This is a genomic window from Amycolatopsis camponoti (assembly GCF_902497555.1).
GTDB lineage: Bacteria > Actinomycetota > Actinomycetes > Mycobacteriales > Pseudonocardiaceae > Amycolatopsis > Amycolatopsis camponoti.
Window position 1 is genome coordinate 3,110,517 of sequence record NZ_CABVGP010000001.1, and the last position, 26,914, is coordinate 3,137,430.

Annotated in this window: 28 protein-coding genes and 1 pseudogene; 14 read left to right on the plus strand and 15 right to left on the minus strand. The window is 71.9% G+C overall.

Annotation, left to right across the window (positions count from 1 at the left end; translation table 11 throughout):
* Positions 1 to 28 precede the first annotated feature (28 nt).
* On the minus strand, positions 29 to 757 hold the full coding sequence (locus tag AA23TX_RS14775; RefSeq protein ID WP_155543094.1) for an SDR family NAD(P)-dependent oxidoreductase: 729 nt from the start codon (positions 755 to 757) through the stop codon (positions 29 to 31).
* 63 nt (positions 758 to 820) lie between these two features.
* On the opposite strand from AA23TX_RS14775, the gene AA23TX_RS14780 reads away from it, so the two are divergent.
* Positions 821 to 1,261: a MarR family winged helix-turn-helix transcriptional regulator gene (locus tag AA23TX_RS14780; RefSeq protein ID WP_230862495.1), complete on the plus strand. Its 441-nt coding sequence runs from the start codon at positions 821 to 823 to the stop codon at positions 1,259 to 1,261.
* Positions 1,262 to 1,268: 7 nt separating this feature from the next.
* Here AA23TX_RS14780 and AA23TX_RS14785 read toward each other — a convergent pair whose 3' ends face one another.
* On the minus strand, positions 1,269 to 2,204 hold the full coding sequence (locus tag AA23TX_RS14785) for an acyl-ACP desaturase (RefSeq protein WP_155543095.1): 936 nt from the start codon (positions 2,202 to 2,204) through the stop codon (positions 1,269 to 1,271).
* Between the two features lie 94 nt (positions 2,205 to 2,298).
* Positions 2,299 to 3,426, minus strand: a complete 1,128-nt coding sequence (locus tag AA23TX_RS14790) for an epoxide hydrolase family protein (protein ID WP_155543096.1) — start codon at positions 3,424 to 3,426, stop codon at positions 2,299 to 2,301.
* Between the two features lie 37 nt (positions 3,427 to 3,463).
* On the opposite strand from AA23TX_RS14790, the gene AA23TX_RS14795 reads away from it, so the two are divergent.
* Positions 3,464 to 4,024: a TetR/AcrR family transcriptional regulator gene (locus AA23TX_RS14795; protein WP_155543097.1), complete on the plus strand. Its 561-nt coding sequence runs from the start codon at positions 3,464 to 3,466 to the stop codon at positions 4,022 to 4,024.
* A 3-nt stretch (positions 4,025 to 4,027) separates the two neighbouring features.
* Here AA23TX_RS14795 and AA23TX_RS14800 read toward each other — a convergent pair whose 3' ends face one another.
* Positions 4,028 to 4,573, minus strand: a complete 546-nt coding sequence (locus tag AA23TX_RS14800) for a TetR/AcrR family transcriptional regulator (RefSeq protein ID WP_155543098.1) — start codon at positions 4,571 to 4,573, stop codon at positions 4,028 to 4,030.
* A gap of 48 nt (positions 4,574 to 4,621) precedes the next feature.
* Between AA23TX_RS14800 and AA23TX_RS14805 the strand changes: the two genes are divergently transcribed.
* On the plus strand, positions 4,622 to 5,560 hold the full coding sequence (locus AA23TX_RS14805) for an SAM-dependent methyltransferase (RefSeq protein WP_155543099.1): 939 nt from the start codon (positions 4,622 to 4,624) through the stop codon (positions 5,558 to 5,560).
* Here the strand turns inward: AA23TX_RS14805 and AA23TX_RS14810 are convergent.
* A complete protein-coding gene (locus AA23TX_RS14810) occupies positions 5,513 to 5,842 on the minus strand; it encodes a hypothetical protein (RefSeq protein WP_155543100.1) in 330 nt (109 codons plus the stop codon). The two genes, AA23TX_RS14805 and AA23TX_RS14810, sit on opposite strands and share 48 nt — an antisense overlap.
* 14 nt (positions 5,843 to 5,856) lie before the next feature.
* Between AA23TX_RS14810 and AA23TX_RS14815 the strand changes: the two are divergent.
* Positions 5,857 to 6,509, plus strand: a pseudogene (locus tag AA23TX_RS14815) (phosphatidylglycerol lysyltransferase domain-containing protein); the annotation flags it as partial.
* Positions 6,510 to 6,570: 61 nt separating this feature from the next.
* On the opposite strand, the gene AA23TX_RS14820 reads toward AA23TX_RS14815, so the two are convergent.
* From AA23TX_RS14820 to AA23TX_RS14835, 4 genes are all read right to left on the minus strand, one after another.
* Positions 6,571 to 7,083 (minus strand): roadblock/LC7 domain-containing protein, encoded by a 513-nt coding sequence (locus tag AA23TX_RS14820; RefSeq protein WP_230862496.1) that lies wholly within the window; start codon positions 7,081 to 7,083, stop codon positions 6,571 to 6,573.
* A complete protein-coding gene (locus AA23TX_RS14825; protein WP_155543101.1) occupies positions 7,080 to 7,448 on the minus strand; it encodes a hypothetical protein in 369 nt (122 codons plus the stop codon). Before AA23TX_RS14825 ends, AA23TX_RS14820 begins: the two co-directional genes overlap by 4 nt.
* Before the next feature lie 277 nt (positions 7,449 to 7,725).
* On the minus strand, positions 7,726 to 9,399 hold the full coding sequence (locus AA23TX_RS14830; RefSeq protein ID WP_155543102.1) for a phospholipid carrier-dependent glycosyltransferase: 1,674 nt from the start codon (positions 9,397 to 9,399) through the stop codon (positions 7,726 to 7,728).
* Positions 9,400 to 9,429: 30 nt separating this feature from the next.
* Entirely contained in the window at positions 9,430 to 10,050 is a 621-nt protein-coding gene (locus tag AA23TX_RS14835; RefSeq protein WP_230862497.1) for a TetR/AcrR family transcriptional regulator, read from the minus strand.
* 85 nt (positions 10,051 to 10,135) lie between these two features.
* Here AA23TX_RS14835 and AA23TX_RS14840 point away from each other — a divergent pair, with 85 nt between their 5' ends.
* The 4 genes from AA23TX_RS14840 (at position 10,136) to AA23TX_RS14850 (ending at position 14,090) form a co-directional block, all read left to right on the plus strand.
* Positions 10,136 to 11,638, plus strand: a complete 1,503-nt coding sequence (locus AA23TX_RS14840; RefSeq protein WP_155543104.1) for an FAD-dependent oxidoreductase — start codon at positions 10,136 to 10,138, stop codon at positions 11,636 to 11,638.
* 43 nt (positions 11,639 to 11,681) lie between these two features.
* Positions 11,682 to 11,810: a hypothetical protein gene (locus tag AA23TX_RS50715; protein ID WP_277875388.1), complete on the plus strand. Its 129-nt coding sequence runs from the start codon at positions 11,682 to 11,684 to the stop codon at positions 11,808 to 11,810.
* 15 nt (positions 11,811 to 11,825) lie between these two features.
* The gene (locus AA23TX_RS14845) at positions 11,826 to 13,013 is read left to right on the plus strand and encodes a cupin domain-containing protein (RefSeq protein WP_155543105.1); all 1,188 of its coding nucleotides are present in this window, start codon (positions 11,826 to 11,828) and stop codon (positions 13,011 to 13,013) included.
* A 159-nt stretch (positions 13,014 to 13,172) separates the two neighbouring features.
* Complete coding sequence (locus tag AA23TX_RS14850) at positions 13,173 to 14,090, plus strand: ferredoxin family protein (protein ID WP_230862498.1); 918 nt, start codon at positions 13,173 to 13,175, stop codon at positions 14,088 to 14,090.
* 8 nt (positions 14,091 to 14,098) lie between these two features.
* On the opposite strand, the gene AA23TX_RS14855 is transcribed toward AA23TX_RS14850, so the two are convergent.
* Positions 14,099 to 14,506, minus strand: coding sequence for a YdgH/BhsA/McbA family protein (locus tag AA23TX_RS14855; protein WP_155543107.1), 408 nt, complete (start codon positions 14,504 to 14,506; stop codon positions 14,099 to 14,101).
* A gap of 122 nt (positions 14,507 to 14,628) precedes the next feature.
* On the opposite strand from AA23TX_RS14855, the gene AA23TX_RS14860 reads away from it, so the two are divergent.
* Positions 14,629 to 15,576: an NAD(+)/NADH kinase gene (locus tag AA23TX_RS14860; RefSeq protein ID WP_155543108.1), complete on the plus strand. Its 948-nt coding sequence runs from the start codon at positions 14,629 to 14,631 to the stop codon at positions 15,574 to 15,576.
* A 16-nt stretch (positions 15,577 to 15,592) separates the two neighbouring features.
* Here the strand turns inward: AA23TX_RS14860 and AA23TX_RS14865 are convergent, their stop codons facing one another.
* The 5 genes from AA23TX_RS14865 to AA23TX_RS14885 all read right to left on the minus strand — a co-directional run bounded on the left by AA23TX_RS14865 (position 15,593) and on the right by AA23TX_RS14885 (position 22,008).
* A complete protein-coding gene (locus AA23TX_RS14865) occupies positions 15,593 to 16,270 on the minus strand; it encodes a hypothetical protein (protein WP_155543109.1) in 678 nt (225 codons plus the stop codon).
* The gene (locus AA23TX_RS14870; protein ID WP_196425321.1) at positions 16,267 to 17,535 is read right to left on the minus strand and encodes a hypothetical protein; all 1,269 of its coding nucleotides are present in this window, start codon (positions 17,533 to 17,535) and stop codon (positions 16,267 to 16,269) included. Before AA23TX_RS14870 ends, AA23TX_RS14865 begins: the two co-directional genes overlap by 4 nt.
* A gap of 89 nt (positions 17,536 to 17,624) precedes the next feature.
* Positions 17,625 to 20,435, minus strand: coding sequence for an AbfB domain-containing protein (locus AA23TX_RS14875; RefSeq protein ID WP_155543111.1), 2,811 nt, complete (start codon positions 20,433 to 20,435; stop codon positions 17,625 to 17,627).
* A gap of 168 nt (positions 20,436 to 20,603) precedes the next feature.
* Positions 20,604 to 21,236, minus strand: coding sequence for a CoA transferase subunit B (locus tag AA23TX_RS14880; protein WP_155543112.1), 633 nt, complete (start codon positions 21,234 to 21,236; stop codon positions 20,604 to 20,606).
* 1 nt (position 21,237) lies between these two features.
* On the minus strand, positions 21,238 to 22,008 hold the full coding sequence (locus AA23TX_RS14885; RefSeq protein ID WP_155544453.1) for a CoA transferase subunit A: 771 nt from the start codon (positions 22,006 to 22,008) through the stop codon (positions 21,238 to 21,240).
* A 105-nt stretch (positions 22,009 to 22,113) separates the two neighbouring features.
* Between AA23TX_RS14885 and AA23TX_RS14890 the strand changes: the two genes are divergently transcribed.
* The 5 genes from AA23TX_RS14890 (at position 22,114) to fahA (ending at position 26,908) form a co-directional block, all read left to right on the plus strand.
* Positions 22,114 to 22,866 (plus strand): IclR family transcriptional regulator, encoded by a 753-nt coding sequence (locus AA23TX_RS14890; RefSeq protein WP_155543113.1) that lies wholly within the window; start codon positions 22,114 to 22,116, stop codon positions 22,864 to 22,866.
* 261 nt (positions 22,867 to 23,127) lie between these two features.
* Positions 23,128 to 23,649, plus strand: coding sequence for a MarR family winged helix-turn-helix transcriptional regulator (locus AA23TX_RS14895; RefSeq protein WP_155543114.1), 522 nt, complete (start codon positions 23,128 to 23,130; stop codon positions 23,647 to 23,649).
* 99 nt (positions 23,650 to 23,748) lie between these two features.
* Positions 23,749 to 24,948 (plus strand): homogentisate 1,2-dioxygenase, encoded by a 1,200-nt coding sequence (locus tag AA23TX_RS14900; RefSeq protein ID WP_155543115.1) that lies wholly within the window; start codon positions 23,749 to 23,751, stop codon positions 24,946 to 24,948.
* Positions 24,945 to 25,745 carry a hypothetical protein gene (locus AA23TX_RS14905; protein WP_155543116.1) on the plus strand — a complete coding sequence of 267 codons (801 nt, stop codon included), beginning with the start codon at positions 24,945 to 24,947 and terminating at the stop codon, positions 25,743 to 25,745. Before AA23TX_RS14900 ends, AA23TX_RS14905 begins: the two co-directional genes overlap by 4 nt.
* Entirely contained in the window at positions 25,742 to 26,908 is a 1,167-nt protein-coding gene (fahA, locus tag AA23TX_RS14910; protein WP_155543117.1) for a fumarylacetoacetase, read from the plus strand. Before AA23TX_RS14905 ends, fahA begins: the two co-directional genes overlap by 4 nt.
* Positions 26,909 to 26,914 lie beyond the last annotated feature (6 nt).

Consider the following 26,914-nt stretch of genomic DNA (forward strand, 5'->3'; position numbering starts at 1 on the left):
CGGCGATTGCTGTCCCGGGCGGGCAACGTCAGCCCGCGACGGGTCGGCCGTCGAGGAAGAACCCGCCGGTCGGGCCGCCGGCGGGGAGGGTCGCCGCCCAGACGACGCCGAGCGCGGCCTCCGCGGGCGACCGGTCGTCGGCGTCGTCACCGCGCTCGGGGTGGGTGGCGACCGAGCCGGGGTCGACCGCGTTGACCAAGATCCCCGTGTCGCGCAGTTCGGCGGCCAGCGACCCGGTCAGCGCGTTGAGCGCGTACTTGGCCAGTGAATAGCCGGGCGACCGGACGCCGGTGGTCCCGGCGGCGATCTGCGTGACGGCGGCGCTGGAGACGTTGACGATCCGGGCGGCCGGGGCGGCGCGCAGCAGCGGCAGGAAGGCCTGGACGACGGCCCAGGCGCCGAGGACGTCGACGGAGTAGGCGGTGCGGGCCTCGGTCAGGTCCGCGTCGAGCACGGACAGCGTCGTGAAGTCGGGCATGGCGGCGGCGTTGTTGACCAGCGCGTCGAGCCGGCCGGCGATCGAGCGGACGGCCTCGGCGCAGGCCAAGGCATCCGCCGGGTCCGTGACGTCGAGGCGCACCGCGGACGCGGTGAGGCCTTCCGCGACGAGCTTCTCGGCCAGTGCGCGCGTCCGGTCGAGGTCCCGGCCGGCGAGGACGGCGTGGTAGCCGCGGGTGGCGAGCTCACGGGCGACGGCGAAGCCGAGTCCATGGGGACGGCTCGCGCCGGTGACGAGGGCGACGGGGGTTTCGTTCATGAGACTTACTGTAGGGAGTTCCTACAATTGTGCCAACCCGCTTTTTCGGCATAGGATCAGCGGGTGACCGACCCTCGTCCCCGTGCCCTGCTGCGCTGGCCCACTTACCTCATGGGGCGGCTGCACCGCAGCGGGGTCGGCCGGATCGACGCGGCGCTGGCCGGGTCCGGGCTGGCCTTGCGCGACTTCTACGTCCTGGTCTGCGTCGGCGAGTTCGGCCCGCTGGCCCAGCAGCGCGTCGCCGACCGCCTCGGTCTGGACCGCAGTGACCTGGTGAAGGTGCTCGACCGCCTCGAGGCGGCGGGTCAGGTGCTCCGGGAGCGGGACACCGAGGACCGGCGCCGGCACGTGCTCACCCTGACCGAAGCCGGCCGGGCCGCGGTCGCGAAGGTCGAGGACGTCTCGGCCGCGGTCACCGGCGAACTGCTCTCCGAGCTGAGCCCCGGCGAACAGGAGACCCTGCACCGCCTGCTGCTCAAGGCTCTCGGAGAGCCGTCCGCCTGAACCGGGGTCAGCCGTTCTTGATCTTGTTGCGGCGGGCCTCGGCGGCGTCACGGCGTTCTTCGAAGCGGGCCGCCTGGGCGTCGAGCGCCTTGAGGAAGGTGGCCAGCTCGTCCCGGGCGGCTTCGCCCACCGGGCCGAGGTTGGTCAGGTCGAACACCTTCCAGTAGCGCAGCAGCGGCAGGACGACGTCGTCGTGGTGGATACGCAGGTCGTAGATGCCCGCCTTGGCGATCAGGGCCGCCTTCCTGGCGAAGCTCGGGATCACCGCGCCCGGCATCGCGAACGACACGACCTCGTCGGTGATCGCGCGCATCATGGCGTCGGGGGAGATCTCCAGCGAGGCCTTGACCAGGTTGCGGTAGAAGACCATGTGCAGGTTCTCGTCCGTGGACACCCGGGCCAGCAGCCGCTCGGCCAGCGGGTCCTGCGTGTAGCGGCCGGTGTTGCGGTGCGAGATCCGGGTGGCCAGCTCCTGGAACGAGACATACGCGCAGACCTGCAGCAACGGCTTGTCGCCGGTGTCGTAGCCGGCCTGCATCGTCTCCATCCGCATGCGCTCCAGCTCGACCGGGTCGACGGCGCGGGTGACCAGCAGGTAGTCGCGGATGCAGATGCCGTGGCGGCCCTCTTCGGCCGTCCAGCGGTGCACCCAGGTGCCCCACGCGCCGTCGCGGCCGAACGCGCGCTCGATCTCGCGGTGGTAGCTCGGCAGGTTGTCCTCGGTGAGGAGGTTGACCTCCAGCGCCGTCCGCGCGATCGGGCTGACCCGGGACTGCTCGGGGTCCCACGCCTCGCCGCCCAGCTCGGCGAAGTCGCGCCCCTGGCTCCAGGGGACGTACTCGTGCGGCATCCACTCCTGGGCGGCGGCGAGGTGCCGGTTGAGGTTCTCCTCGACCGTCCCTTCCAGCTCGTACAACAGGCGCGTGCTTTCCGGAACCGGCATGGGGCGTCCTTCCGTACCTACGCGACCGTAACTTACGGTGCCGTAGGTAGGGTAAACGGACCTGGGGCCCGGGAGGTTCCCGTCGTGGTGGCGGTCACGAAATCCGACCGGCTCGCCACGGCCGGTGGTTGATCTCCGCGAGGCCGGTCAGGGGCGCGGCAGGCCGGTCGGTTTCGGCCTGCTTTCCCGCCGCCTGACCGCCCAGCTCGGTCGCCCGGCGCACGTCGCGGGCGTAAGCCTCCGGCGCCTCCCATGCGGCGAAATGGCCGCCGGCCGGGTGTTCCACGTACTCGCGGATGTTCAAGAACGCCTCGGCGTAGCTCCGCGGCTCCGGCTTGATGTCGTGCGGGAACACCGACAGCACGGTCGGCGTCTCGAGGCGGCCGGGGAGGGGGACCGGTTCGGTGTAGGTCGTGAACGACGTGCCGATCGTGCCGGTGACCCAGTAGGCGGTGATCCACGTGAGCAGCTCGTCGACGGTGAAGGCCGATGCGCCGGACCAGGATTCGAGCTTCTCCGCGATCCACGCCGCGAGCCCGGCGGGGGAGTCGCCGAGGGCGACCGCCAAGGTGTTCGGCCGCGTGGACTGCTCGGCGATGTAGCCGCCCTCGGCGCGGAACCAGCGCGCCGCCCGGGCGAGGTAAGCGGCCGCGTCGGGGTCGAGCGCCGCCGGGTCCGCCGTGAGCGCGCGCTGCGGGGCCACGTTCGTGAGGTGCAGTGCCGCCACCCGGTCCGGGTGGTTGCCCGCCAGGACCTCCGCGACGGTGCCGCCCACGTCGCCGCCCGACACCGTGTAGCGCGGGTAACCGAGTTCCGCGAGAGCGCCCGCGACGACCTCGGCCATGCGGCCGGCCGACATGCCGGGCGCGGTGAGCGGCGCCGCGAACGGGAAGCCCGGCAGCGCGGGGACCACCACGTGCGCGTCCGCCAGCAACGGCAGGACGCGTTCGAAGCGCAGCACCGAGTCCGGCCAGCCGTGCAGCAGCACGACGACCGGGGCGCCGGGATCCGCGGACCGCTGGTGGATCACCCGCAGGCCGCCCACCGTGACCCAGGGGAGCGCGCGAATGCGGCGCTCGTGCACGTCCCAGTCGTACCCGTCGGCCCAGCGGGCGAGCAGCTCGTCGAGCCGGGTGCCGGTGACGCCGCGCGTCTCGTCGGCACTCCAGGGGAGCGTGACCCGCCGGGTCCGCCGGAGTCTTTCCCGCAGTTCGTCCATCATGTGTACGACGATACACATGATGTGTATGCTCGTACACATGACTTCGCGCGACGCGGCGGCCACCCGGCTGCGGATCCTCGAACAGGCGCGACGCCAGTTCGCCCGGCACGGCTACACGGCGATCACGGTCAAGGGCGTGGCCGACGCCGCCGGCGTGTCACCCAACCTCATCACGCGCTACTTCGGCGGCAAGGAGGGCCTTTTCCTGGCGGCGACCCGGGTGGAGATCCCGGTCGAGGACTCCTTCGGCGGCGACCGCGCCGAGCTGGGTGCGCGGCTCTCGGTGAGCATCGTCCGGCGCTGGTCCGGCGAGTCGGGGGACGACCCGCTGCTGGTGCTGCAACGCGCGTCGGGCGAACGCCCGGAGGCGGCGGAGGCCCTGGCCGCGTTCCTCGACACGCACTCGCTGGAGCCGTTGCACCGCTACCTGCGCGACAGCGGCCTGGACGACGCGGAAGCCCGTCGTCGCGCCGCCGCGATCGACGCGTTCGTGCTCGGTGTCTCGACCCGCCGCCGCGTGCTGCGATCCGAACTCGGCGACCCCGCGGAACTCCAGGACTGGCTGAGCACGGTGATCCAGCGCCTCGCCGACGGCTGAGGTTCAGCGGGCCCGGAATCCCCGGACCATGAGGTCGGCGAACCGCCCGCGGGCCGCCGGGGTGCTCGCGGGGATGCCGGTGTTCGCCATGAGCACGAGGTTCAGGTCGGCCAGGCCGACGTCGGGGCGCAGGTGGCCGGTTTCCCGGGCGCGGCGGATCAGTGCGGCCGCGGAGGTCAGCGAAGCCGCGCGCATCGCGGTCAAGTCCAGCGTGCGCGGGAACGTGGACTTGAAGGCGGTGGTGAATCCGTGGTCGCGTGCTTGCAGCTCGCAGAGCTTCCGGACCGTGACGCGGAACCCGCGCCAGGGATCGGGATCGGCCAGCCCTTCGTCCATTGTGGACCGCCAGGCGCGCACCTGCTCGGTGAACGCCGCGGCGACCAGTGCCTCCTTGGCCGGGAAGTGCCGGTAGACGGTCGCGGGTCCCACCCCGGCGCGCCGGGCGATCTCCCGGACCGGCACGTCCAGGCCTTCGGTGACGAACACCGCGCGCGCCGCGTCGAGGATCCGGGCCGCGGGACGCCGGTGGCGAGGCAAACGAGCGGTCACGGCTCTCACTTTAGCCAGGCCGCGCGGAGCGGCCGTTACGGTCCGCTGATGACTTCCGACGGGTACCTGGCGGCCGGTGTCGGCGCGACCGCGACCATGGCCGCGATGGCCAGGGCGATCGCGACCCGCACCGATCCGCTCATCGACGACCCCTTCGCCGAGCCGCTCGTCCGGGCGGTCGGCATCGATCTCCTCACCCGGCTCGCGACCGGTGAGCTGCCGCCCGGGGAGCTGGTCGGCCAGGTGGCGATCGACGGGGCCAAGGTGCGCACCCGGTTCTACGACGAGTTCTTCCTCGACGCGGCGAACGCGGGCATCGCCCAGGTCGTGATCCTGGCTTCGGGGCTGGATTCCCGCGCGTACCGGCTGCCCTGGCCGGCCGGGACCGTCGTCTACGAGCTGGACCAGCCGCTGGTCGTCGCGTTCAAGACCCGCGCGCTGGCCGAGCTGGGCGCCGAGCCCACCGCCGACCGGAGGGTGGTGGCGGCCGACCTGCGCGACGAGTGGCCCGCCGCCCTGCGCGCCGCCGGGTTCGACCCGGCGCGGCCGAGCGCGTGGAGCGCCGAGGGACTGCTCGGCTACCTGCCGCCCGAGGCGCAGGATCGCTTGCTGGACACCGTCACCGCCCTCAGCGCGCCGGGCAGCCGGGTGGCCACCGAAAGCAGGCCCAACCCACGACCGGGTGCCGAGGACCAGACGAAGGAACGCCTGGACGGCATCTCCGCACTCTGGCGCGAGCACGGGTTCGACACCGACATGGCGCGCCTGCGGTTCTTCGGCGAGCGCAACGAAGCGGGTCCCTACCTGGCCGCCCGAGGGTGGACGCTGAACGCGGTCACCACGCGCGACCTCCTCGCCGCCCACGACCTGCCGCCGTTGACGGACGACGACCTGCGCATGGGCGAACTGCGCTACATCAGCGGCACTCTCGGCGAGGCGTCACGCCGGGACGTCGACGGAACGGCGGATGCGCGCCTGGCCGGGTGATCGCCGAGCCGGGCGGTCGAACGTCACCACGCCGACGGCGATCAGGCACCACAGCACGCCGGTGAGCCGGCCCAGCCGATCGGCGTCGGCGCCGGTGAAGCCGAGCGCGGCGGCACCGATCGCTCTCTGCGTCACGTGGAAGACCACCGCCACGAGGGCGCTGCCGCCGGCGCGGTTGACCAGCCAGACGTAGACCAGCGTGATCGCGAAGGTGACCGGGAGCCCGAACGGCGCGAGCATGCCCGAGGTGACCAGCGGCAGGTGCCAAAGCGCCACGGTCACCCCGAGGACGGCGCCGCGCCGCGAAGGAAGGCGTCGCGTACCGCCAGGTCGTGCTGGCCGAGGAGCCGTGGGGCGTCCGCAGCCAGGTCCGCGCCATCTGCGAGGAATGGGTGGTGACAAGGGAATGCCGGAGATGGGGTTCACGCTCGGCGGCGTGGAGGAGGCGCTGGACCCGGCCACCCGGGTCGGCCTGGCCGTCGACGCCGACGGCAGCGTGCACGGCGTCACGTCGTGGCTGCCGGTGCACGGGCCGGACGGCGAGGTCCACGGCTGGACCCTGGACCTCATGCGCCGCCGCGGCGACGGTTTCCGGCCCGCCGTGGAGTTCCTGATCGGGTCCGCCATCCTGGCGTTCCAGGCGGACGGGATGCGGTTCGTGTCCCTGTCGGGCGCACCGCTGGCCCGGTCGGCGGCGGCGACGGCCGAGCCGGCCGCGGTCGAACGGCTGCTGGACATGCTCAGCCGAGAGCTGGAACCGGTGTACGGCTTCCGCTCGCTGCACGCGTTCAAGCTGAAGTTCAGCCCGCGCTTCGAACCGATGTACCTCGCCTACCGCGACGAAGGCGACCTGCCCCGGATCGGCGTGGCGCTCCCCCGCGCGTACCCGCCGGACGCGAACCTGCGCACCTTGGTGAAGCCGGCGACCGCCACCCGGCGTCGTGAATGACCCGTTCAGGGCTCGTGAGGTCCTGAACGAGTCATCCGAGACCGGGGGAGGAGGCCGGGCGTCACTCCGGCGGTGGCGGCGTCCGGTGGGACCCTCCCGGCGCCGGGAGGCGGTTGCGGAGCAGCGTCAGCGCCTGCTTGGCGGCGAGGGTGAACAGGCCCATGGTGATGTCCGGCTGGCCGAACACGACGAGCAGGAGCGACCCTTCGACGGGGAAGACGCAGACGTAGCCGGAGCTGCCTTCGAACAGCGCACTGCGGGATTCGCCGATCCGGGCCTGCGCGGTGAACTGCGCGGCGAGCCCGATGGCCGCCGCCGACATGGCGGCGACGCTGTCGGCCTCGACGGCCTCGGTGTCGTCGGCCAGGACCAGGCCGTCGTGGGTGGCCACGAGCAGCCCGGCCACCTGGTCGACCTGGTCCGCGACCTCGCGCAACGCCTCGAGCATCCGTTCGGGGTCGAGTGGCGGGCGCCGGGCCGCCCGGTCCGGCGGGGGACCGGTGCTTTCCGGCGCCGGCTTGCGGACCGGCAGCGGGGCGCGGGAGGGCTGGCTGTGGGTGTCGGCACTCGTCATACGGACAGGCTGGTCTCGATGCGCTTGAGGCTGTGGCGGGCGAGCGCGAGGTTCGCTCGTTCGCGGTCCAGGACCAGGTAGAGGAACAGGGTGGAGTTGCCGCGGGCCGACAGCGGCCGGATCAGGTGGTACTGGCGGTGGAGGGTGATGAGGATGTCCTCGATGCTGTCGTCCAACCCGAGAGAGGACATGACGCGCAGTTTCGCGCGGACGACCTCGGTGTTGCCGGCCGCCGCGATATCCAGGTCGAGCCAGTCGCCACCGCCCAGCGAACCGAGGGACATCCCGCTGTCGTAGTCGACGAGGGTCGCGCCGACGGCGCCGGGAATGCTCATCGCTTCTTTCAAGGCCAGATCGATCGTCATGAAAAGCCGTCCTCCAGTGCGATCACGTGCTATGTCCACAATCGACCGGCCGGGGACTTGTGTTCGGCCATCCGGCGGTCGCTCGCGCAGGCCTGTGACGTTATGTGTCCGCGCCAGTTTCAAATACGACCGTTCGGAGCAACTTTTCATTTCAGCTCGTGACTTGTTCGCGGGGTCCGAAATGCGTCCCGGTATTCATTTTCTGCAATGGCGCTCACTTGAGCGCCCTGACAAAACTGCAATTTGCAGACGGCAAATGGCAGCACTCGGCGGCGGGTCACGGGCGGCGGTAGAGCGTGATCGAGTGCCCGACCTCGTCGATCGGGGCGCTGCCGGAGATCAGCGCCGTCAAGCGGTCGTCCGCCTTGGCGATGGCGGAGTCCGACACGGCGAGCAGGCCGTGCACGTCGTCCGGGGGCACGGCGAGCGGGTCGGCCGCGTCGATGCCGTACGCGGACGGCACGCCGCTGCCCTTGTAGACCAGCCAGACCCGCTCGCCCGGGTGGTCCTGGCGCAGGCGGTCCGCGAGCCGGCCCAGGTCCTGGCCCCAGTCGACGTTCGAGTCGTGCAGGCTCAGGTGGGTCTGCGCCGGGCCGCCGAACGCCTCGTTCGAATACGGCAGGTAGTAGGGGAACGTCCGCAGCGAGCTGACCGCGGCGAAGACGACCAGCACCCCCGCCGCGACGTGTGCCCACCGCCATCGGACCGCGACCAAGCCCGCCGCGGCGACCGCCAGGAACATCGGCACGAAGATCGCGTACCGGACCCCGAGGTCGCGGGTGCTGGTCATCGCCGCGGCCAGCAGCACCGCCGCGGGGACGAGGACGTACGGCGCCGCCGGGCGCAGCCGCGGGACCGCCGGCAGCGCGACCGCGCCGGCCAGCCCGAGGGCCAGCGTGGCCAGCGGCGTCTTCACCAGCAGCGCGACCGGCAGGTAGTACCACAGTGAGCCGGCGTGGTACCGGCCCAGCAGGAAGGTGCTCCACGTCCGGTCTTCGAAGGCGAACTGGACGCGCATCCCGTCGAGGTACGGCCGGGGCAGCGGCAGCCGGTCGACGAGCGCGCGCAAGCCGTGGTCGGCCGGCAGGTCCGGCGGCGGCGTCCAGTGCAGCCGCGGATCCACGACGAGGTAGGAGGCCCACACCACGGCGACCGCGAGCAGGGTCACGGAGACCGCCGCGGCCACGCCGAGTCCGAGTACCCGGAGCGTCCTTTGTGGACCGATGCCGCGGCGGGCGTGCCAGACCGACAGCACGACCAGGAGCGGCACGACCGGAACCGCCGCCAGCGCGCTCATCTTCGTGGCCACGGCCGCGCCGAAGGCGAGCCCCGAGAGGGGAACATGAAGACCGGGACGCCGCCGGGCCCGCCACAGCAGCCAGGCCGACGTCAGCAGGAACCCGGCGACCGGCACGTCGAGCGTGGCCAGCGATCCGTGCGCGATGACGTCGGGTGAGAACGCGTACAGGGCCAGTGCCGTCACCCCGCCGGCCGGGCCGGTCAGCTCGCGGGCGAACGCGAAGACGACCAGTCCGAACAGGAGCGTCAGCACGATCACCGGCAGCCGTGCCGCCAGCATCAGCCCTCCCGGGTCTTCGCCCGACTCGTACAGCACGTGCCGGCCGAGCTGCGTCTGGTCGCCGGTGAACCCGGGGTCGAGGTGCGCGCCGGTGAAGGCGAGGCCGGTCGCGATGATCAGCTTGCCCAGCGGCGGGTGCTCCGGGTTGTACCGCAGGCTGTGCTGGTCGAGGTAGACCACGGCCGTGCCGACGTAGACCGGCTCGTCGATCGTCGGGGACTGCTCGACGGCCGTCGTGATCATCGCGATCGCCATCCCGGCGAGCAGGGCGGCCACGACGAGCACGAGCGGCCACCGCCGTGGCGGCTTACCGGGCGCCTCCTCGGGGATCGCTTCGTCCGCGCTCGGCACCCGGCTCGTCAAGAGGGACATCCGCGGGTCCTTTCGTGCGAAAGAACGGGATCACTCCCAGGACGTCCGGCCCGCCCGGTGGTTCCGCAGGAGGGGCAGGAAGAGCTCGTCGACGATCTCCCGGATGCGGGCCGGCTCCGGCGGGCGGAGCTCCATGAGGAGGTCGTGGCGCACCAGGTCGTACGGCAGGTCGAGCACCGTGGCGGGAACGCGGCCGAGGTCGAGCTCGCCGCGGTCGTGGGCGCGCCGGTAGACGGCCCGGGCGTGGGGGAGCACCTCCTCGCCCATGACCTCGGCGCGGACCTGCGCGGGGGTCAGGCCGGTGCCGGCCAGCAGTCCCGAGAACGCGGTCGCAGCGGCGATGGCGAAGAACGGGGCACGGGTTTCGCTCACCGCGGCCAGCTGGGCGAGCAGGTCGCCGCGCAGGGTGCCCGTGTCGGGGTCCGCGACCGGGTGGGCGTTCCGGTAGTGCTCCATCGCGGCCAGCACCAGCTGGTCCTTGTTGGCCCAGCGGCGGTAGAGCACGGCCTCGCTGGTGCGGGCGCGCACGGCGATGGACTCCATCGTCAGGCGGCCGTACCCGGTCTCGACCAGCTCGTCCCAGCCGGCGGTGAGCAGCTCGGACTCCAGCTGCTTGCCGTGCCGGCGGCGGCGGACGGGCTCGGAGGTCACCCCGTCACGATAGAAAGGGTTTCCTTTCTCGGCAAGTCCGCCTAACCTGGTTAGAAAGTGATTCCTTTCTTGACGGGGGCTGACCATGACCACGACCCAGGTGCTGATCGCCGGCGCCGGCCCGACCGGTCTCACGCTGGCCTGCGAGCTCGCCCGCGACGGCGTCCCGTTCCGCCTGGTCGAGGCCGCCCCCGGGCCGCGGCCCGGCTCGCGCGGCAAGGGCGTCCAGCCGCGGACCCTCGAGGTGTTCGACGATCTCGGCGTCGTCGATCGCGTCCTCGCCCACGGCCGGACGGCGATGCCGATCCGGTCGGCCGCTCCCGACGGCCGCGTGACGCTCGGGGGCACCGAGACACTCGGGGACCGCCCGGACATCCCGTACCCGGCGAGCCTGATCACGCCCGAATGGCGCGTCGAGGAAGCGCTGCGGCTGCGGCTGGCGGAGCTGGGCGGCGCGGTCGAGTTCGGCACCGCGCTCGACGGCTTCGACCAGTCGCACGAAGGCGTGTCGGCCGTGCTCGTCGCGGACGGTGTGGCGGAGACGGTCACGGCGTCCTGGCTGGTGGGCTGCGACGGCGGCCACAGCACCGTCCGCGGGCGGGCCGGGATCGCGTTCGAGGGCGAGACCCGGGAGGAGGTGCGGATGATCGTCGCCGACGTCGACGCCGGCGGCCTCGATCGCGATGCCTGGCACCTGTGGCGGCACGAGGAAGGCTTCGTCAGCCTCTGCCCGCTGCCCTCGACCGGCGCCTTCCAGTTCCAGGCGAGCATCGCGCCGGGGCAGGACCCCGGGCTCGCGCTCGCGAACCTGCGGGCGATCCTCGAGCGGCGCAGCGGCCGCGCCGACATCCGGCTCCACGAGCCGGAGTGGGCGTCGCTGTGGCGCGCCAACGTCCGGCTCGCCGACCGCTACCGCGAGGGCCGCGTGTTCCTCGCCGGCGACGCCGCGCACATCCACTCGCCCGCCGGCGGCCAGGGGATGAACACCGGCATCCAGGACGCGCACAACCTCGGCTGGAAGCTCGCGGCGGTCGCGAAGGGCGCCTCGCCGGCTCTGCTCGACAGCTACGAGGCCGAGCGGCGCCCGGTCGCGGAGGGGGTGCTCGCGCTCTCGGACGCGCGCCTCGCGGAAGCGCTGGAGCGAAAGGGCATCCCGCTCCGCCGCGACGCGGCCACGACGCAGCTCGGCATCGGCTATCGCGGGTCGGCGCTGGCCCGCGACGACCGCGACGACACCGCGTCGCTGCGCGCGGGCGACCGTGCTCCCGACGCGTCCGGGCTGACGACGGTGGACGGCGAACGCCGGCTGTTCGACCTGACGCGCGGAGGCGGCTTCACACTCCTGGACTTCGGGGGCGGGCCGGCGACGTTTCCACCCGGACTCAGGACTTTCCGCGTCGTCGGACGGCCGGACGGTCCGGGCGAGATCGCCGATACCGGAGGCCACCTCGCCGCCGCCTACGGCGCGTCCGGCACCACGCTCGTGCTGATCCGGCCCGACGGCTGCGTCGCGGTGATCTCCGACGCCGGTGACGGGCCGGCGGTTTCGGACTACCTAAATGACCTATGCCCGATCGCCGGATCTTGACGTAGCGTGGGAATCCCTGTCGTCGACGTTTGCGAGGGTCCGGATGGAAAACGCCACAACCCCCACCGAGATGCCCGCCAGTGGTCTGCTGCTCGGCGTGGAGACGCTGACGGCCGCGGTGGACCGGGGCAAGGCCAATGGCGCGGTCGCCGACAACGACGGCAACGACTAGCGGTCGTCCCGCTCCATGACGGAGATTCCCGGACTGGCCGGCCTCGTGGCACCGCTCGAGGCCGGCCGGTTCTTCGAAGAAGTCCTGGGGAAGGCGCCCCGGCGGTTCCCGGGGGAGAAGGGCCGGTTCGCCGGCCTCCTCCCGTGGCCGGAGCTGGACCGGGTGCTGCGCCAGCACCGCCTGGAGTTCCCGCGGCTGCGCCTCGCCCTCGACGGCGAGGTCGTGCCCGCCCACACCTACACCGAGATGGTGTCGACCCGGCGCAACGGCCTCGTGCCGCGCGTCCTGTCGGCGCCCTTCGCCGAACACCTGCGGTCCGGGGCGACGCTCGTCGTCGACTCGGTCAACGAGCTGGTCGACGGCGTCGGGGAGCTGGCGAGCCGGCTCGAGCACGACCTGCGCGAGCGGATCCAGGTCAACCTGTACGCGGGCTGGGGCACCACGCACGGCTTCGACGTGCACTGGGACGACCACGACGCGTTCATCATCCAGCTCTCCGGGCGCAAGCGCTGGCGCCTGCACGGCGTCACCCGGCGTTCGCCGCTGCAGCGGGACGTCGAGCTGCCGGAACGTCCGGAGGGGGAGCCGTACGAAGACTTCCTGCTGGAAGACGGCGACGTCCTCTACCTGCCGCGCGGGCACTGGCACGACGTGTCCGCCGTCGGCGAGGAGTCGTTGCACCTGACGATCGGGTTCAACGCCGCCACCGGCGTGGACCTGGTGGCGTGGCTGGCCGACCAGCTGCGGGCCGACGAGCTGTTCCGGGCCGACCTGCCCCGGTTCGCCGGGCCCGAGGTGCGGGCCGAGCGGGCCGAGGCGGTGCGCCGCCGGCTCGCCGAGCTGACCGCCGGGGACCTCGTCGACCGCTTCCTCGCCGACCGTGACGCCCAGGCGCCCGCGCAGACCCGCGTCGGCCTGCCGTGGGCGGCGACGGCGGAGCTGCTGCCACCGGACGACGACTTCGAGGTCCGGCTGCTCGCGCCGCGGGCGGCGCTGGTGGACGGGGAAGGCACGGTCGCCCTGGTCGCCGCGGGGAAGCGCCTGGTGTTCGCGGCGCCCGCGCGGCCGGTGCTGGCAGCGCTGCTGGGCGGCACGCCGCAGCCGTTCAAGGTGCTGGCCGACGCCGCGCCGGGCGTGGACCGGGCCACCGTGCGGGCGCTGCTGGGCGAGCTGGTCACCCAGGGGCTCGTGGCGAGAGCGTGACGACCGCCGGGGTGACGCAGCGACGTCACCCCGGCCCGGTCGGTGACCGGTCGGTGACCGTTCGGCGCACGATCGGGTGCCTGGTCGGCGAGCCGGTCACATCAGGGGGATTGACGCGCGAGAATTCGGGTACGCTTAGGCATGCCTAAGTCAGGGTTCATGGCTGAGGCGGGACTTTGCTCTCCCGGCCCGACCGCGGCGCCCGCGTGCGCCGCGCTGACGCGCGAGCTCGGTGGCGAGCCCGCCGGGACCGCCGCGCGCATGACGTCGTGGCTGCTCATCGAGCAGCCGGGTTCCTGGGGCCCGGACGCTCTCGAAGACGTGCTGGCCGAGGCGCTGCCCGCCGGACGGCTCGAGGCCGCCCGGGACGCCGGCCTCCGGCCCCTGCTCATCCGCAAGCCCGGCCGCCACGCGCTGGTCCCGGGCGCCCCGCGCACGGTCTACGTCGCCAGCGGCCGGCCGGGGCACCGCTGGCTCGAACGGCTCGACGCCGCCGACCTGGCCGGCCTCGATTTCGAAGCCGTCGCCGCGGGCCGCGGCGGGCACGGTGAGCCGGTGTCCGGGCCGCTGTTCCTCGTCTGCACGCACGGCAGCAAGGACATGTGCTGCGCGGTCTTCGGGCGTCCGGTGGTGACCGGGCTGGCGCAGAACCACCCCGGCCAGGTCTGGGAGGTCAGCCACGTCGGCGGCGACCGCTGGGCCGGCAACCTGCTGACGGTCCCCGACGGCTACCTCCACGGCAGCCTCGCGGTGACCGAGGCCGAGCTCGTCGCCAAGGAAGCGCTCAGCGGCAACGTCCGCCTGGAAAACCTGCGCGGCCGGACCTCCGCGGAGAGCCCGTGGTCGCAGTTCGCCGAGATCGAGATCCGCGGCCGCACCGGCCTGCGCGGGCTCGACGCGGTACTGGCGACCGAAGAGGAACCCGGCGGCGATGTCCGGAAGGTGCTGGTGACCGGGGGAGCCCGGCGGTACGAGGTCGTCGTGCGGCGGAAGCCGTCGACCGCGGCCGGGCACAGCCGCTGCTCCGCGCGAGTCGTGCTGGCCGCGTTCGAGACGGAGTCGGTCCGCGAGCTCTGACGTGCGGGTCAGTCGCTGAAGTCGCCGTTGAGCGACTGGGTCGATTCGCCGTCTCCGCTGCCGCTGCTCCGGCCCCAGGGCTGTCCGTCCACTGTGGCCGTCGCGTCCACGTCGCCGCCGCCGGAGCGCATGACGATGTTGTAGACGTGCTTGCCGGAGTGGGGCGCGAAGTCGAACGTGTGGCTCCACGGGAGCTTGACGTTGTTCTCTTCCGTGGTTTCGCCGTCGATGGTGTAGGTCAGCTTGGTCAGGACGGCCGTCCCCTCGATCTTGATCTCCAGCTTGTGCGGCGGGGCCGCGGGAGCGCCGGACGTCGGGGGAACCGGGATCACCGGGGCGGGCGACGGTCTGCCGCCGACCCCGGCCGAGCACCCGGCGAGCAGGACGGTGGCGGCGAGTGCGGGCAGAAGCCTCATGGCCCGACTTTAGTGCGGCCGGAAGGGGTCCGGAGAGCTCTGGTCGGGTGGAACCGCGGCCCGGGCGGCCGTGGGCGTGCTCGGCCGGGCGTGCCGATCACCGGACGGCCACAATGGATCTCATGGCAGGTTCCGAGATCACGCGCGTCGGGGTGGTGGCGCACCCGCGGAAGCCGGTGCACGATTCGGTCGACGTGCTCGTCGCGTACGCCTCGCGTCACGGGGTCGAGCTGGTGGTCCGGGGCACCGACGCGGCGCAGGTCGAGGCGGGCGTGCCGGTGGTTTCCGACGCCGAGTTCGCGGCCGGGGTGGACGCCGTCGTGAGCCTCGGCGGTGACGGCACGATGCTGGGCGCGATGCGGCTGGCCGTCGACCGGCCGGTGCCGGTGCTCGGGGTGAACTACGGCAACGTCGGCTTCCTGGTCGAGATCGCGCCGGCCGAGCTCGCCGGGGCGCTCGAACGGCTGCACAGCGGGGATTTCGAGATCGAGCCGCACAGCTGTGTCGCGCTGGAGGAAGGCGACGCGGCGGTGGTCGCGTTCAACGACGTCGTCGTCGGCGGCGCCGAGCCCGGCGCGACGGTGGAGGTCGACCTGCTGGTCGACGGGGCGCAGTTCGGGTACTACCGCTGCGACGCGCTGATCCTGAGCACCCCGACCGGCTCCACCGCCTACAACTACGCCGCCGGCGGCCCGGTGATCTCGCCGGCGGCGGAGGTGCTGGCGGTGACGCCGGTCGCGTCGATGTCGGGGGTCAGCCGCTCGATCGTGTTGCCGGCACGCGACGTCGTCACGCTGCGCAGCGCGGCCCGGAGCGCGCCGCCGATGCTGCGCGTCGACGGCAACGCGTGGCGGCCCCTCGACCCGGCGACACCGCTGACGGCGACCCTGCGCCCGGACGCGGCCCAGGTGGTGCGCCTCGATCCCGGCCGGCACGCGCGGCGCAGCCGGGTCAAGCTCAGCCTGCTCGACCTGCCGCTGCGTCCCGAGCAGATGGCGGAACTGCTGCCGACGGAGGTGCGCGAGGACTTGGCTCGCCTGCGCGAACGCCGTCAGCTGCCGGAGGGCTGAAGACCCGCCGGGGTTCTCAACGATCCGACGGCGGGAGCGAATACCGCACGGTCGTCCCGTCGCGGACGCACGTCGCCGCCCCGGTGGTCGGCGTGGTCGTCAACGCCACGACGTCGCGGGTGCACCGCGGTGGCGGAGGGACCTCGTCGCTGCCGGCCGAGGCGAAGCCGACCACCGCGATCACCACGCCCACCGCGGCCAGCACCCCGGCTCCCGCCCACACCAGGCCGCGGTCCGGGCGCGCGGGCTCGGCCGGTGGCGAGACTCGCGACGGGAACCGAGGACGAGCCACCTCGGCCACCTCGATCGCGAACGGCTCCGAACGCTCCGCCCGGAAGCCTTCCTCATCGGCGAGGAACCGTTGGTACACCGACAAAGCGAGGGCGCTCGTCCGGGTCAGCGCGGCCGGTGCCGCCACCGGATCGCCTTCGGGGCACAGAAAACCGTGCAGCAGCACGAGCGGACGGCCGTACTCGTCGCGGGGCTCGCCGCCGGCCTCCGCTGTCGTCACCGCGTGCTCGGCCCAGACCAGCACGCCGTGCGGAGTCGCCGCCGCGCGCGACGGGACCTCGTCCAGCGGGGTCGCCGTCGCCTCCAGGAACCCGTGCTCCCGCAGGAAACCCGGGACCAGCAGCGCGGAATAGCCGCGCCGCCGGCCGCGGGCGATCAGGAACGGCCAGGCGCGGCCCGTCACCAGTCGCCCCAGCGGTCGCCGCCCAGGCGGGACACCGGCAGTTTCGCCTCGAGCACCGCGACCTGCCGCTGCAGCTCGCCGACCACCCGCCGCCGCGCCTGGACGTAGTGCTCCGCCATCCGGTCGGCCTCGCCGAGCCTCGCCATCCGGTCGGTGCGCTCGGCCGGGTCGTCGCGCGGGCCCAGCGTGTCGAGCAGCAGCATCAGGCCGGACTCGGCGACCAGGCCCGCGCCGAGGGCGGACGCCAGTACCCGCGCCGCGTGCGCCGTGAAGTGGGCGCCGAGCGTCCGCAGCGCCTCGGCCGGGCCCATCCGCATCCGCCGTTGCGCGGCCGCGAGCAGCTCGGCGCGGGTGGCGCGGTCGAGCGAAAGTTCGGTCTGGCGCAGGATGTCCGGCACCACCACCGACAACGCGGCCTCGACGTTGCCCGGCCGGAACCGCCCCTCGGGCTTCTTGCGGACCACGCCGTCGGCGTAGACGGCGAAGTCGTGCCCGACCGCGGTCACCGGGATCAGGCGGACGATCCGCCGAGCGCTGTGCACCTTGACGAGGTCGGCGAACCCCGGCGTCGCCATCAGCCGGTCGCGCACGATCCGCAGCCGCTCGTTCTCGTCCGGGTGCAGGTGGTCGAGCAGGTCCCACTTGGTGATCACGAAGACGATCGGGCTGCGGACCGGCAGCATCGCGTTGATCATCGCGTCGAGGGACGCTTCGAGCATCAGCGTGCCGCGCTGGTCGCCCTGGTCGGCCTGCAGCAGCCGGAAGCCGTCGATGATGCCGACGAGCGCGTCCGCGCCGGCGATCGCCTGCAGCAGCGTCGCCTGGGCGGTCGACCCCGGCGCGTCCGGGTCGGTCAGCAGCTCGCCCGGGTACTCGAGGTAGCCCAGCTTGACCACGGGTTCGGTGGCGCCCCCGACGTCGGCCATCACGCTGAACTCGAACTCGCGCAGCTCGCCGCGGGTCGTGCCGCGCGGCCACTCCTCCTGGACGTCGGCGGCCTTGCGGTACCACCGGTTCAGCTCGATCAGCTGCTCGTGCGGCACGCGCAGGTAGAAGCCGCGGTCGCCCGGGGTCTGCAGGCGGCGGTAGATCCCGGTCAGCAGCAGGGTCTTGCCCGAGCCCTGCAGGCCCAGCGTCACGATCCGGAACGCCGGGACCCCGCCGGGCGGCCCGGCCAGTACCGCCGCGGTGCGTTTGCGGCGGCGCCGGCGCGTGAGCAGCACGACCAGCAGCACCAGGACGAGAACGAGCAGCACGACGCCCACGGTTTCTCCCCTTCCCTCACCGGGGACGGAGCCGCGGGCCGGTCCGGAAATACACCGGCTTTCCCGGACCGGTCAGGGCCTTCGCGGCTTTACGGAGCCCAGGGCGCCGAGACGGTCCAGCTGCTGTCGGCGGTCACCGTCTGGGGCCGGTCGGAGCCCGTGCCGCCGCCCGAGGCGATGTAGACCGCGGAGTCGAAGTGCCGCAGGAACGCGCCGGGGATGTTGAGCGACTCGAACGTCACGCCGGTGCCGCCGAGGCCCGGCCGGGTGCAGAACGTCGCGTCCCCGCGCATCAGGGTCGAGCCGTCGTCCGGCGAGTTGCGGACGCGCCCGTCCTGGTGGCGCAGGAACTGCCCGGGGTAGTTCACCGACTCGAAGGAGTAGCACGAGGACTCGGCGAGCCCACGCCGCACGGTGTAGGTGGCGTCCTGCTTGAGCAACGCGCTGCTGCCGCTGGTCACCACCTCGGTGTAGGCCAGGCCGCCGGCGTGCCGCAGGTACCGGTCCGTGTAGCCCCACGTCGTCACCCGCAGCGACTGCCGAGCGTTGACGGCGAGGGCGACCGAACTGCGCCACAGCGCCGGTGCCGAGACGTTCCACGTCGCGTCGGCGGCGAAGCTCGTCGCGGTGTCCCACGGGTTCGGACCACCGCTTTGGGCCAGGTACACGGTTTCGTTGTAGTGCCGCAGGTACCGGCCGGGCAGGTTCAGCGACTCGAACGACGTCCCGCCGGCGGCGAGCCCCGGCCGGTCGCACCAGGTGGCGTCCGCGGTGAACGTGCCGCCGGTGTCGCTGTCGATCCGGACGCGGTTGTCGGCGTGGCGCAGGAACTTCCCGGGAAAGTTGACGGACTCGAACGAGAAGCAGCGCGGGTCCGCCAGTCCGGCGACCGTCCGGAACGAGGCGTCCTGCCGCGGTCCGTCGGCGCTGCCCGTGGTCAGGACGTCGGTGCGGGCGAAGGAATCGGCGTGGCGCAGGTACCGGTCGGTGAACCCGGGCGTGGTCACCCGGAACGACCGGACGTGCCCGAGCGTCAGCGGCACGGCCGCGTTCAGGTTCTTCGACGCGGCGATCAGGTCGGCGTGCGCCGCGCGGACGCGGGCCGTGTCGACCTTCTGCACCCGCCGGTCGTAGGTGAGCAGGCCGTTGTACTCGCCTTCGACGTCGGTGATCTCGGTGTAGACCGACGCCGACAGGCCCTTGGCGGTCATCAGCTGTTTCGCGTCCCGGACCATGCCGGTGTAGCGGTCGTTCAGCTGCGCCGCGCTCGCCATCTGCTCGTAGGCGAAGAATCCGCCGGTGGGGCTGTACTCGTGGCCGGGGTTGCGCAGGCCGAGACCGCCGAACTCGCCGAGCACCGACACGCGGGTCCCGGACGGCCGGGGCGCGTCCGGGCCGGTGTACACGTGCCAGTCGATGATGTCGCCGGTGCCCGGGTCACCCTTGGAGACACAGCAGTTGAACCCGCTGTGCGCGTTGACCAGCCGGGTCGGGTCCTGGTTCTTGATGTTCGTCGTGACGCGCTTGGTCTCGTCGAGGTTCCACTCGCCCCAGCCCTCGTTGAACGGCACGTAGGTCACGACGGCGGGGGAGAAGCGATGTTCGTCGACGATCTCGCGCGCCTCGGTCTCGAACTCGGCGATCTGCGCCGGCGTGCGGTTCGAGTCGGCCGTCGGCGTCGACGGGATGTCCTGCCACACCAGCAATCCCAGCTGGTCGGCCCAGTAGTACCAGCGGGCCGGTTCCACCTTGATGTGCTTGCGGACCATGTTAAAACCGAGTTCCTTGTGCTTCTGCAGGTCGGACGCCAGCGCCGCGTCGGTCGGCGCGGTGTACAGCCCGTCCGGCCAGAAGCCCTGGTCCAGGGTGCCGATCTGGAACACGAACTCGCCGTTGAGCGTCGGCCGCAGCGTGCCGTTCACGTTCTTCGTGCCGACCTCGCGCATGCCGAAGTAGCTGACGACCTGGTCGACCGTCGCGCCGGCGGAGTTGCGCAGCGAAACCCTGAGGTCGTAGAGGAACGGGTCGTCGGGCGACCACCGCCGCGCGGCCGGCACCGGTACGGAGAACTCGGTGAAGCCGCCGGTGGCGCTGCCGACGACGGCGCCGCCGGTCATCGACTCGGCGAGCACGGAGTACCCGCCGACGTCACCGCGGCCGAACACCCGCACGCGCGCGGTGTTGTTCGCCAGGTTGGGGTAGATGTCGACGGAGTAGATCGACGTCGGCGCGGTCGGCTCGAGCCAGACGGTCTGCCAGATTCCTGAAGACGGTGTGTAGAAGATGCTGGACTGGGAGTTGGCCTGCTTGCCGACGGGCTGCTTCTCGCCGCGGCCGTCGGTCGGGTCGTAGACGCGGACGACGATCTCGTTGGTGCCCCCGTTCAGCCGCGCGGTGATGTCGGCTTCGAACCGGTCGTACCCGCCCTTGTGCGTGGCGACCTGGGCGCCGTTGACCCACACGGTGGCTTCGTAGTCGACGGCGCCGAAGTGCAGCTGCACGTTCCGGCCGGCCCACGCCTGCGGCACGGTGAAGGTGCGGCGGTAGAACATCAGGTCGCGGTTGTCGTTGCGCATGATGCCCGACAGCGCCGACTCGACCGGGTAGGGCACGAGGATCCGCTCGGGCAGCGTCTGCCCGAGCGGCGGCGCGGCGTAGCGGTCGACGCTGCCGCCCGCGCCGGTGGCGGGGTTGAGGAACTCCCACTCGCCGTTGAGGGACTGCCAGTCGGGCCGCGTCATCTGCGGCCGCGGGTACTCGGGCAGCGGGTCGGTGGTGCTCACCTGCGAGGTCCACGGCGTGGACAGCGGCGGCGGCTTGGGCGCGACGGCGGCGTTCGCCGCGGGCGCCACCGGGATCGTGCCGAGAAGGGCGAGAACCAGGACGGCGAGACGGCGCATCGGACTCCTCGGGCGGAAGCACAACCGTGGGCTCGAAAATCGAACATAACACGGAACACGGACAAACGGAATAACTCAGAAACCACCACACAATCAACACTGCGGTGGTGGTTGCTGCCGTTCACACGCGCGAGGTCCGCTCGGGGTTGAGTCTCGGACCGCCCTGGGTCAGGAAACGCGGATCCGCGGTTCCGTCTGCTTCCGCACCTGTTCGAAGTCGACGCCCGGAGCCAGCTCCACGAGCGAGAGCCCGTCCGGAGTCACGTCGAGGACGCACAGGTCGGTGATGATCCGCTGGACGACGCCGCGGCCGGTGTAGGGGAGCGTGCACTCGTCGACGATCTTGGGCGAGCCGTCGCGGGCGACGTGCTCCATCAGCACGATCACCTTCTTCGCGCCGTGGACCAGGTCCATCGCGCCGCCCATGCCCTTGACCATCTTGCCGGGGATCATCCAGTTCGCGAGGTCGCCCGCCGCGGAAACCTGCATCGCGCCGAGGATCGCGGCGTCGATCTTGCCGCCGCGGATCATGCCGAAGGACAACGCCGAGTCGAAGAACGACGCGCCCTTGCGGACCGTGACGGTTTCCTTGCCCGCGTTGATCAGGTCCGGGTCGACGGCGTCTTCCTCCGGGTACGGCCCCACGCCCAGGATGCCGTTCTCCGACTGCAGGACGAGCTCGACGTCGTCGGGCACGTAGTTGGGCACCAGCGTCGGCAGGCCGATCCCGAGGTTCACGTAGTCGCCGTCGCGCAGTTCGCCGGCGGCGCGGGCGGCCATCTCGTTGCGGTTCCACGCCATGTCAGCGAGCCTCCGTTCCGGTGCGCACTGTGCGCTTCTCGATCGGCTTGTCCGCGGCCTGCTCCGGCGTCAGCGCTACCACGCGGTGCACGTACGCGCCCGGCAGGTGGACGTCGTTGGGGTCGAGCTCGCCCGGTTCGACGAGCTGCTCGACCTCGGCGATCGTGACGCGGCCGGACATGGCGGCCAGCGGGTTGAAGTTGCGGGCCGCGTCCTTGAAGACGAGGTTGCCGTGCCGGTCGCCGCGCCAGGCGCGGACCAGGCCGTAGTCGGCGACGATCGCGCGTTCGAGGACGAACTCCTGGCCGTCGAAGCTCTGCTTCTGCTTCGGCGGGCTCGCCTTCTCGACGTTGCCGGCGGTGTCGTACTTCCACGGCAGGCCGCCGTCGGCGACCTGGGTGCCCGCGCCGGTGGCGGTGAAGAACGCGGGGATCCCGGACCCGCCGGCGCGCAGCCGCTCGGCGAGCGTGCCCTGCGGGGTCAGCTCGACCTCCAGCTCGCCGCCGAGGTACTGGCGCGCGAACTCCTTGTTCTCCCCGACGTACGAGGCGACGACGCGGCGCAGGCGGCCGGCGCCGAGGAGGATGCCCAGCCCCCAGCCGTCGACTCCGGCGTTGTTCGAGACCACCTCGAGGTTCGTCGTCCCCGCCTCGAACAGCGCGTGGACGAGAACGGCGGGCACACCGCACATCCCGAAGCCGCCGACCGCGAGGGTGGCGCCGTCGGGGATGTCGGCGACGGCCTGCGCGGCCGACACGATCACCTTGTCCATGGCCGTCATCAGACCTTTGGGGTGGGTTTGCGGTCAACCAGTGAACGCGGTCTACCTGCGGGTTGTTCGTCTCGTGGTCGATTCGGGTGGGGTAGTGTTCACTGAGTGGACGCTCCTGGAGATCTCGTCGGCCGGACCCATCGGGCTTTGCGGGCTGTCGCGGTTCATGAGCCCGGGGGTGCCACGACGACGGCTTTGGCCCGGGAGGCGGGGTTGCCCCGGCCTACCGTGCATCGGCTGCTGATGTCGTTGCAGGGTGTCGGGATGGTGGAGCGGGATGGTGACCGGTGGGTGCTGGGGCCGGAGCTTTACTTCCTCGGAGTGGCTGCTGCTCGGCGTTATGACGTCACCGAGGCCGCTTTGCCTGTTGTCCGGCGGCTTGCCCTTGCTACGGGGGAGAGTGCGTTCTTTTCCGCGCGGCGGGGGGAGGAGACGATCTGCTTGATCCGGGAGGATGGGGCGTTTCCCATTCGGAGTCATGTTTTGTTCGAGGGAGCTCGGTTTCCGTTGGGGGTGGTTTCGGCGGGGATGGTGGTTCTGGCTCATCTTCCTGATCGGGAGGTTGACGACTACCTGGGGCGGGTGGATCTTGCTGCTTACGGGCCTCAGCACGACGTCGGTGAGATTCGGCGGCACATTGCGGCTACTCGGATTCGGGGGTATTCGGTGAATCCTGGGCTTGTCGTCGAGGGTAGCTGGGGGTTGGCTGCTGCCGTTTTCGATTCGGGTGGTTCTCCGCGGTGGGCTTTGAGCTTGACTGGGGTTGCGCATCGGTTCGGGAGTGAGCGGGTTCCGCAGTTGGGGGCTTTGTTGTTGCGGGAGGCTCATGGGCTTTCGGAGATTTTGGCTCGGGGTTGAGGTTGTTCCGGGGGTGAGTTCTTCGCTGGGGTGATTTTCTTCGCAACCCCGACGCCCTGATTGTGACTACGGCCGGCAGCACCGCGTCAAGGCGGGAAAGATGCCTTGACCCGGCACTGCCGGCCGTGTTCTGGCTTCGGATCGGGGTTGCGGGGGGTCTGGGCTTCGGTGGGTGGTGGGTGCGGGCTTCGGTGGGTGGTGGGGCGCTCAGCTCCGCGTGCGCAACTGGTTGTGATTTTGACTATTTGTTAAGGTGCTCTGATGGAAGAGCCGTTGGACTTCTGGTCGTTCGTCGAGCTGGCCAACCGGCGGCTCGCCACGGAATACGGCTTCCGTCACCAGTTGGCCACCGAGGTGCTGCTCACCCTCAACCGGGCCTCGGACCTGGTCACCTATGACCTCGAGGCCGCTGTGCACCGGCCGCGCGGGCGGTCTTGGTCGGCCTTTCGGCTGCTTTTCGTGGTCTGGCTGGCCGGGCCCCTGGAACCCAAGAGCGCCGCTCGGCTCACCGGGATGAGCCGGGCTGCTGTGTCGAACCTGATGAAGCCGCTCGTCGCGGACGGGCTGCTCGACCGCGTTCCGGACGCCCGGGATGGCCGGTCGGTCCAGCTGTCGCTGACACGGGCCGGGCACGACGAGATGGTCTCGGTGTTCCGCGAGCACAACGAGCGCGAGTTCGGCTGGACCGCCGCCCTCACCGAGGAAGAACAACGGATCCTCGTGATGCTGCTGGGCAAGCTGATCACCGGCCGGGCGGGGGCCGACACCCGCAGCCGGTCGTGAGTGAGAAACAGGGTTAGAACACAGTTTCTCACTCACGAGCACTTGCGCCGCCGCCAAAGTTAGTTAAAGTCTGAACTATACCGGCCAGGAGGCGAACCTATGGCGTACTACCGCCGAGCGGGGACCATCCCGCCGAAGCGGCACACCCAGCACCGCACACCCGAGGGCGGGCTGTACTCCGAAGAGCTGATGGGCGAGGAGGGCTTCTCCTCGGACTCGTCGCTGCTCTACCACCGCGGGGTGCCTTCGGCGATCGTCGGCGCGACGCCGTGGGATCTGCCCGACCAGACGCTCACCGAGAACCGCCCGCTCGTGCCTCGCCACCTGAAGCTCCACGAGCTGTTCGCGGGCAACGACTGGAAGAGCGCCGACGTCGTCACCGGCCGGCGGCTGGTGCTGGGCAACGGGGACGTCCGGATCTCCTACGTCGCGGCGGGGGAGACCTCGCCGCTCTACCGCAACGCCGTCGGCGACGAGTGCGTGTACGTCGAGTCCGGCGAAGCGCGGGTCGAGACCGTGTTCGGCGTGCTGGACGCTCGTCAGGGCGACTACGTGATCCTGCCGCGCGCCACCACGCACCGCTGGGTGCCGGTCGGCGACGAGCCGCTGCGCGCCTACGTCGTCGAGGCCAACTCGCACATCACGCCGCCGAAGCGGTACCTCTCGAAGTTCGGGCAGTTGCTGGAGCACGCGCCCTACTGCGAGCGCGACCTGCACGGGCCCGACGAGCCGTTCCTGGCCGAGGGCGAGGACGTCGAGGTGCTCGTCAAGCACCGCGGCTCGCGGGGCATCACCGGCACCCGGTACGTCTACCCGACGCACCCGTTCGACGTCGTCGGCTGGGACGGGTTCCTCTACCCCTACACCTTCAACATCGCCGACTTCGAGCCCATCACCGGCCGCGTGCACCAGCCGCCGCCCGTGCACCAGGTGTTCGAGGGCCACAACTTCGTCATCTGCAACTTCGTGCCGCGCAAGGTCGACTACCACCCCCTGGCCGTGCCGGTGCCGTACTACCACTCCAATGTGGACTCCGACGAGGTGATGTTCTACTGCGGCGGGAACTACGAGGCCCGCAAGGGTTCCGGCATCGCCCAGGGCTCGATCAGCCTGCACCCGGGCGGCCACAGCCACGGCCCGCAGCCCGGCGCGGTCGAGCGGTCGCTCGGCGCGGAGTTCTTCGACGAGCTGGCCGTCATGGTCGACACGTTCCGGCCGCTCGAACTCGGCGAGGGCGGTCTGGCCAGTGAAGACCCCGGCTACGCGTGGACCTGGGCGGGACGGGGGCCGGTCGGATGATTCCCGCGCTCTTCACCGGCCTGTGCGACGACGCCGCCGTGTTCCCGCCCGGCCTGGCCTCCCTGCCGGACGCGGTCGCCGCGCACGACGGGTACCGGAAGGCCTGGTACGCCGACCTCGTCGGGCCGCTGGTGCTCGCCGCCCCGGCGCTCGACGCGCTGGGCGATCTGCTCGGGCCGCGGGAGAAGCCGTTGCCGGTCGCGGTGACGCTGCCCGGCGGCCCCGCGGGCCTGCCCGCCGTGCTCGACGCCGCCAAGACGTTGCCGGTGGAGCTACGGGCTCTCGAAATCGCCGTGCCGGCCGGCCTGGGACCGGCCGAGCTGCTCGACGCGGTGTCGGCCGCGACCGCGCCGGTCTACGTGGAGATCCCGCGCGACGACCGCGGTGGGCCGCTGCTGCGGGCGCTCGCCGGGACGGGCCACCGCGCGAAGTTCCGCACCGGGGGCGTCCGCGCCGACCTCTACCCGTCCGAGGCCGAGCTGGCCGCGTCGATCCAGGCCGCGGTCGACGCCGGGGTCCCGTTCAAGGCGACCGCCGGGCTGCACCACGCGCTGCGCAACACCGACCCGGAAACCGGGTTCGAGCAGCACGGGTTCCTCAACCTGCTGCTCGCGGCCGGCGACCCCGACCACGCCGAAGCGCACCTCGCCGAGCGGGACGGCGCGGTCGTCGCCGGGTTCGTCCGTGACCTCGAAGACGGCGTCCGCACGCGGTTCACGTCGTTCGGCACCTGCAGCATCACCGACCCCCTGTCCGAGCTGGCCGCCCTCGGCCTGCTGCCCCGAGGAGAGGCATGACCACGATCGACATCCCCGCCGGCTCCCCGTTCGGCACCGCGAATCTGCCCTACGGTGTGTTCTCCGTCGGCGGCGACGCCCCGCGGGTCGGCGTCCGCGTCGGGGACTCCGTGCTGGACCTGGCTCGCGCGCTCGGCGACGACGTCTTCGCCGCGTCGTCGCTGAACCCGTTCATGGCGCAGGGGTACGACCGCTGGGTGGCGGTCCGGTCGCAGGTGACCTCGCTCGTGGCCGGGGAGGTGCCGGACGACGCCGTGCACGCGGTCGGCGACGTCACGCTGCACCTGCCGTTCGAGGTCGCGGACTACGTCGACTTCTACGCTTCCGAGCACCACGCGTCCAACGTCGGACGGCTGTTCCGGCCGGACGCGGAACCGCTGCTGCCCAACTGGAAGCACCTGCCGGTCGGCTACCACGGCCGGGCCGGGACGATCCTGGTCTCGGGCACGGACATCGTCCGCCCGAGCGGCCAGCGCAAGGGTGACCCGGCGCCGGTGTTCGGCCCGAGCACGCGCCTGGACATCGAGGCGGAGCTGGGCTTCGTCGTCGGCACGGGCACACCGCTGAACACCCCGATCGCCCCGGACGACTTCGCCCGGCACGTGTTCGGCGCGGTGCTGCTCAACGACTGGTCCGCGCGCGACATCCAGGCCTGGGAGTACGTGCCGCTGGGCCCGAACCTGGGCAAGAGCTTCGCGACGTCGGTCTCGGCGTGGGTCGTCCCGATCCTCGCGCTGGAGGCGGCGCGGATCCCGCTGCCCGGCCAGGACCCGGAACCGCTGCCGTACCTGCGCGAAAGCCGGCCGTGGGGGCTCGACGTCGACCTGGTCGTCGAGTGGAACGGCGAGGAGGTCAGCCGCCCGCCGTACCGCGAGATGTACTGGTCGCCGGCGCAGATGCTGGCCCACCTGACGATCAACGGCGCGTCGTCGCGCACCGGCGACCTGTACGGCTCCGGCACGATCTCGGGCCCGGAGAAGCACCAGCGCGGCGCGTTCCTGGAGCTGAGCTGGGGCGGCCAGGAACCGCTGACGGTCAAGGGCGAGGAGCGCAGCTTCCTCCTCGACGGCGACGAGGTCGTGATCACCGGCACGGCGCCGGGCGCGAACGGCGAACGCATCGGCTTCGGGGAAGTCCGCGGTCGCGTCCTCCCGGCCGGCTGAGCCACG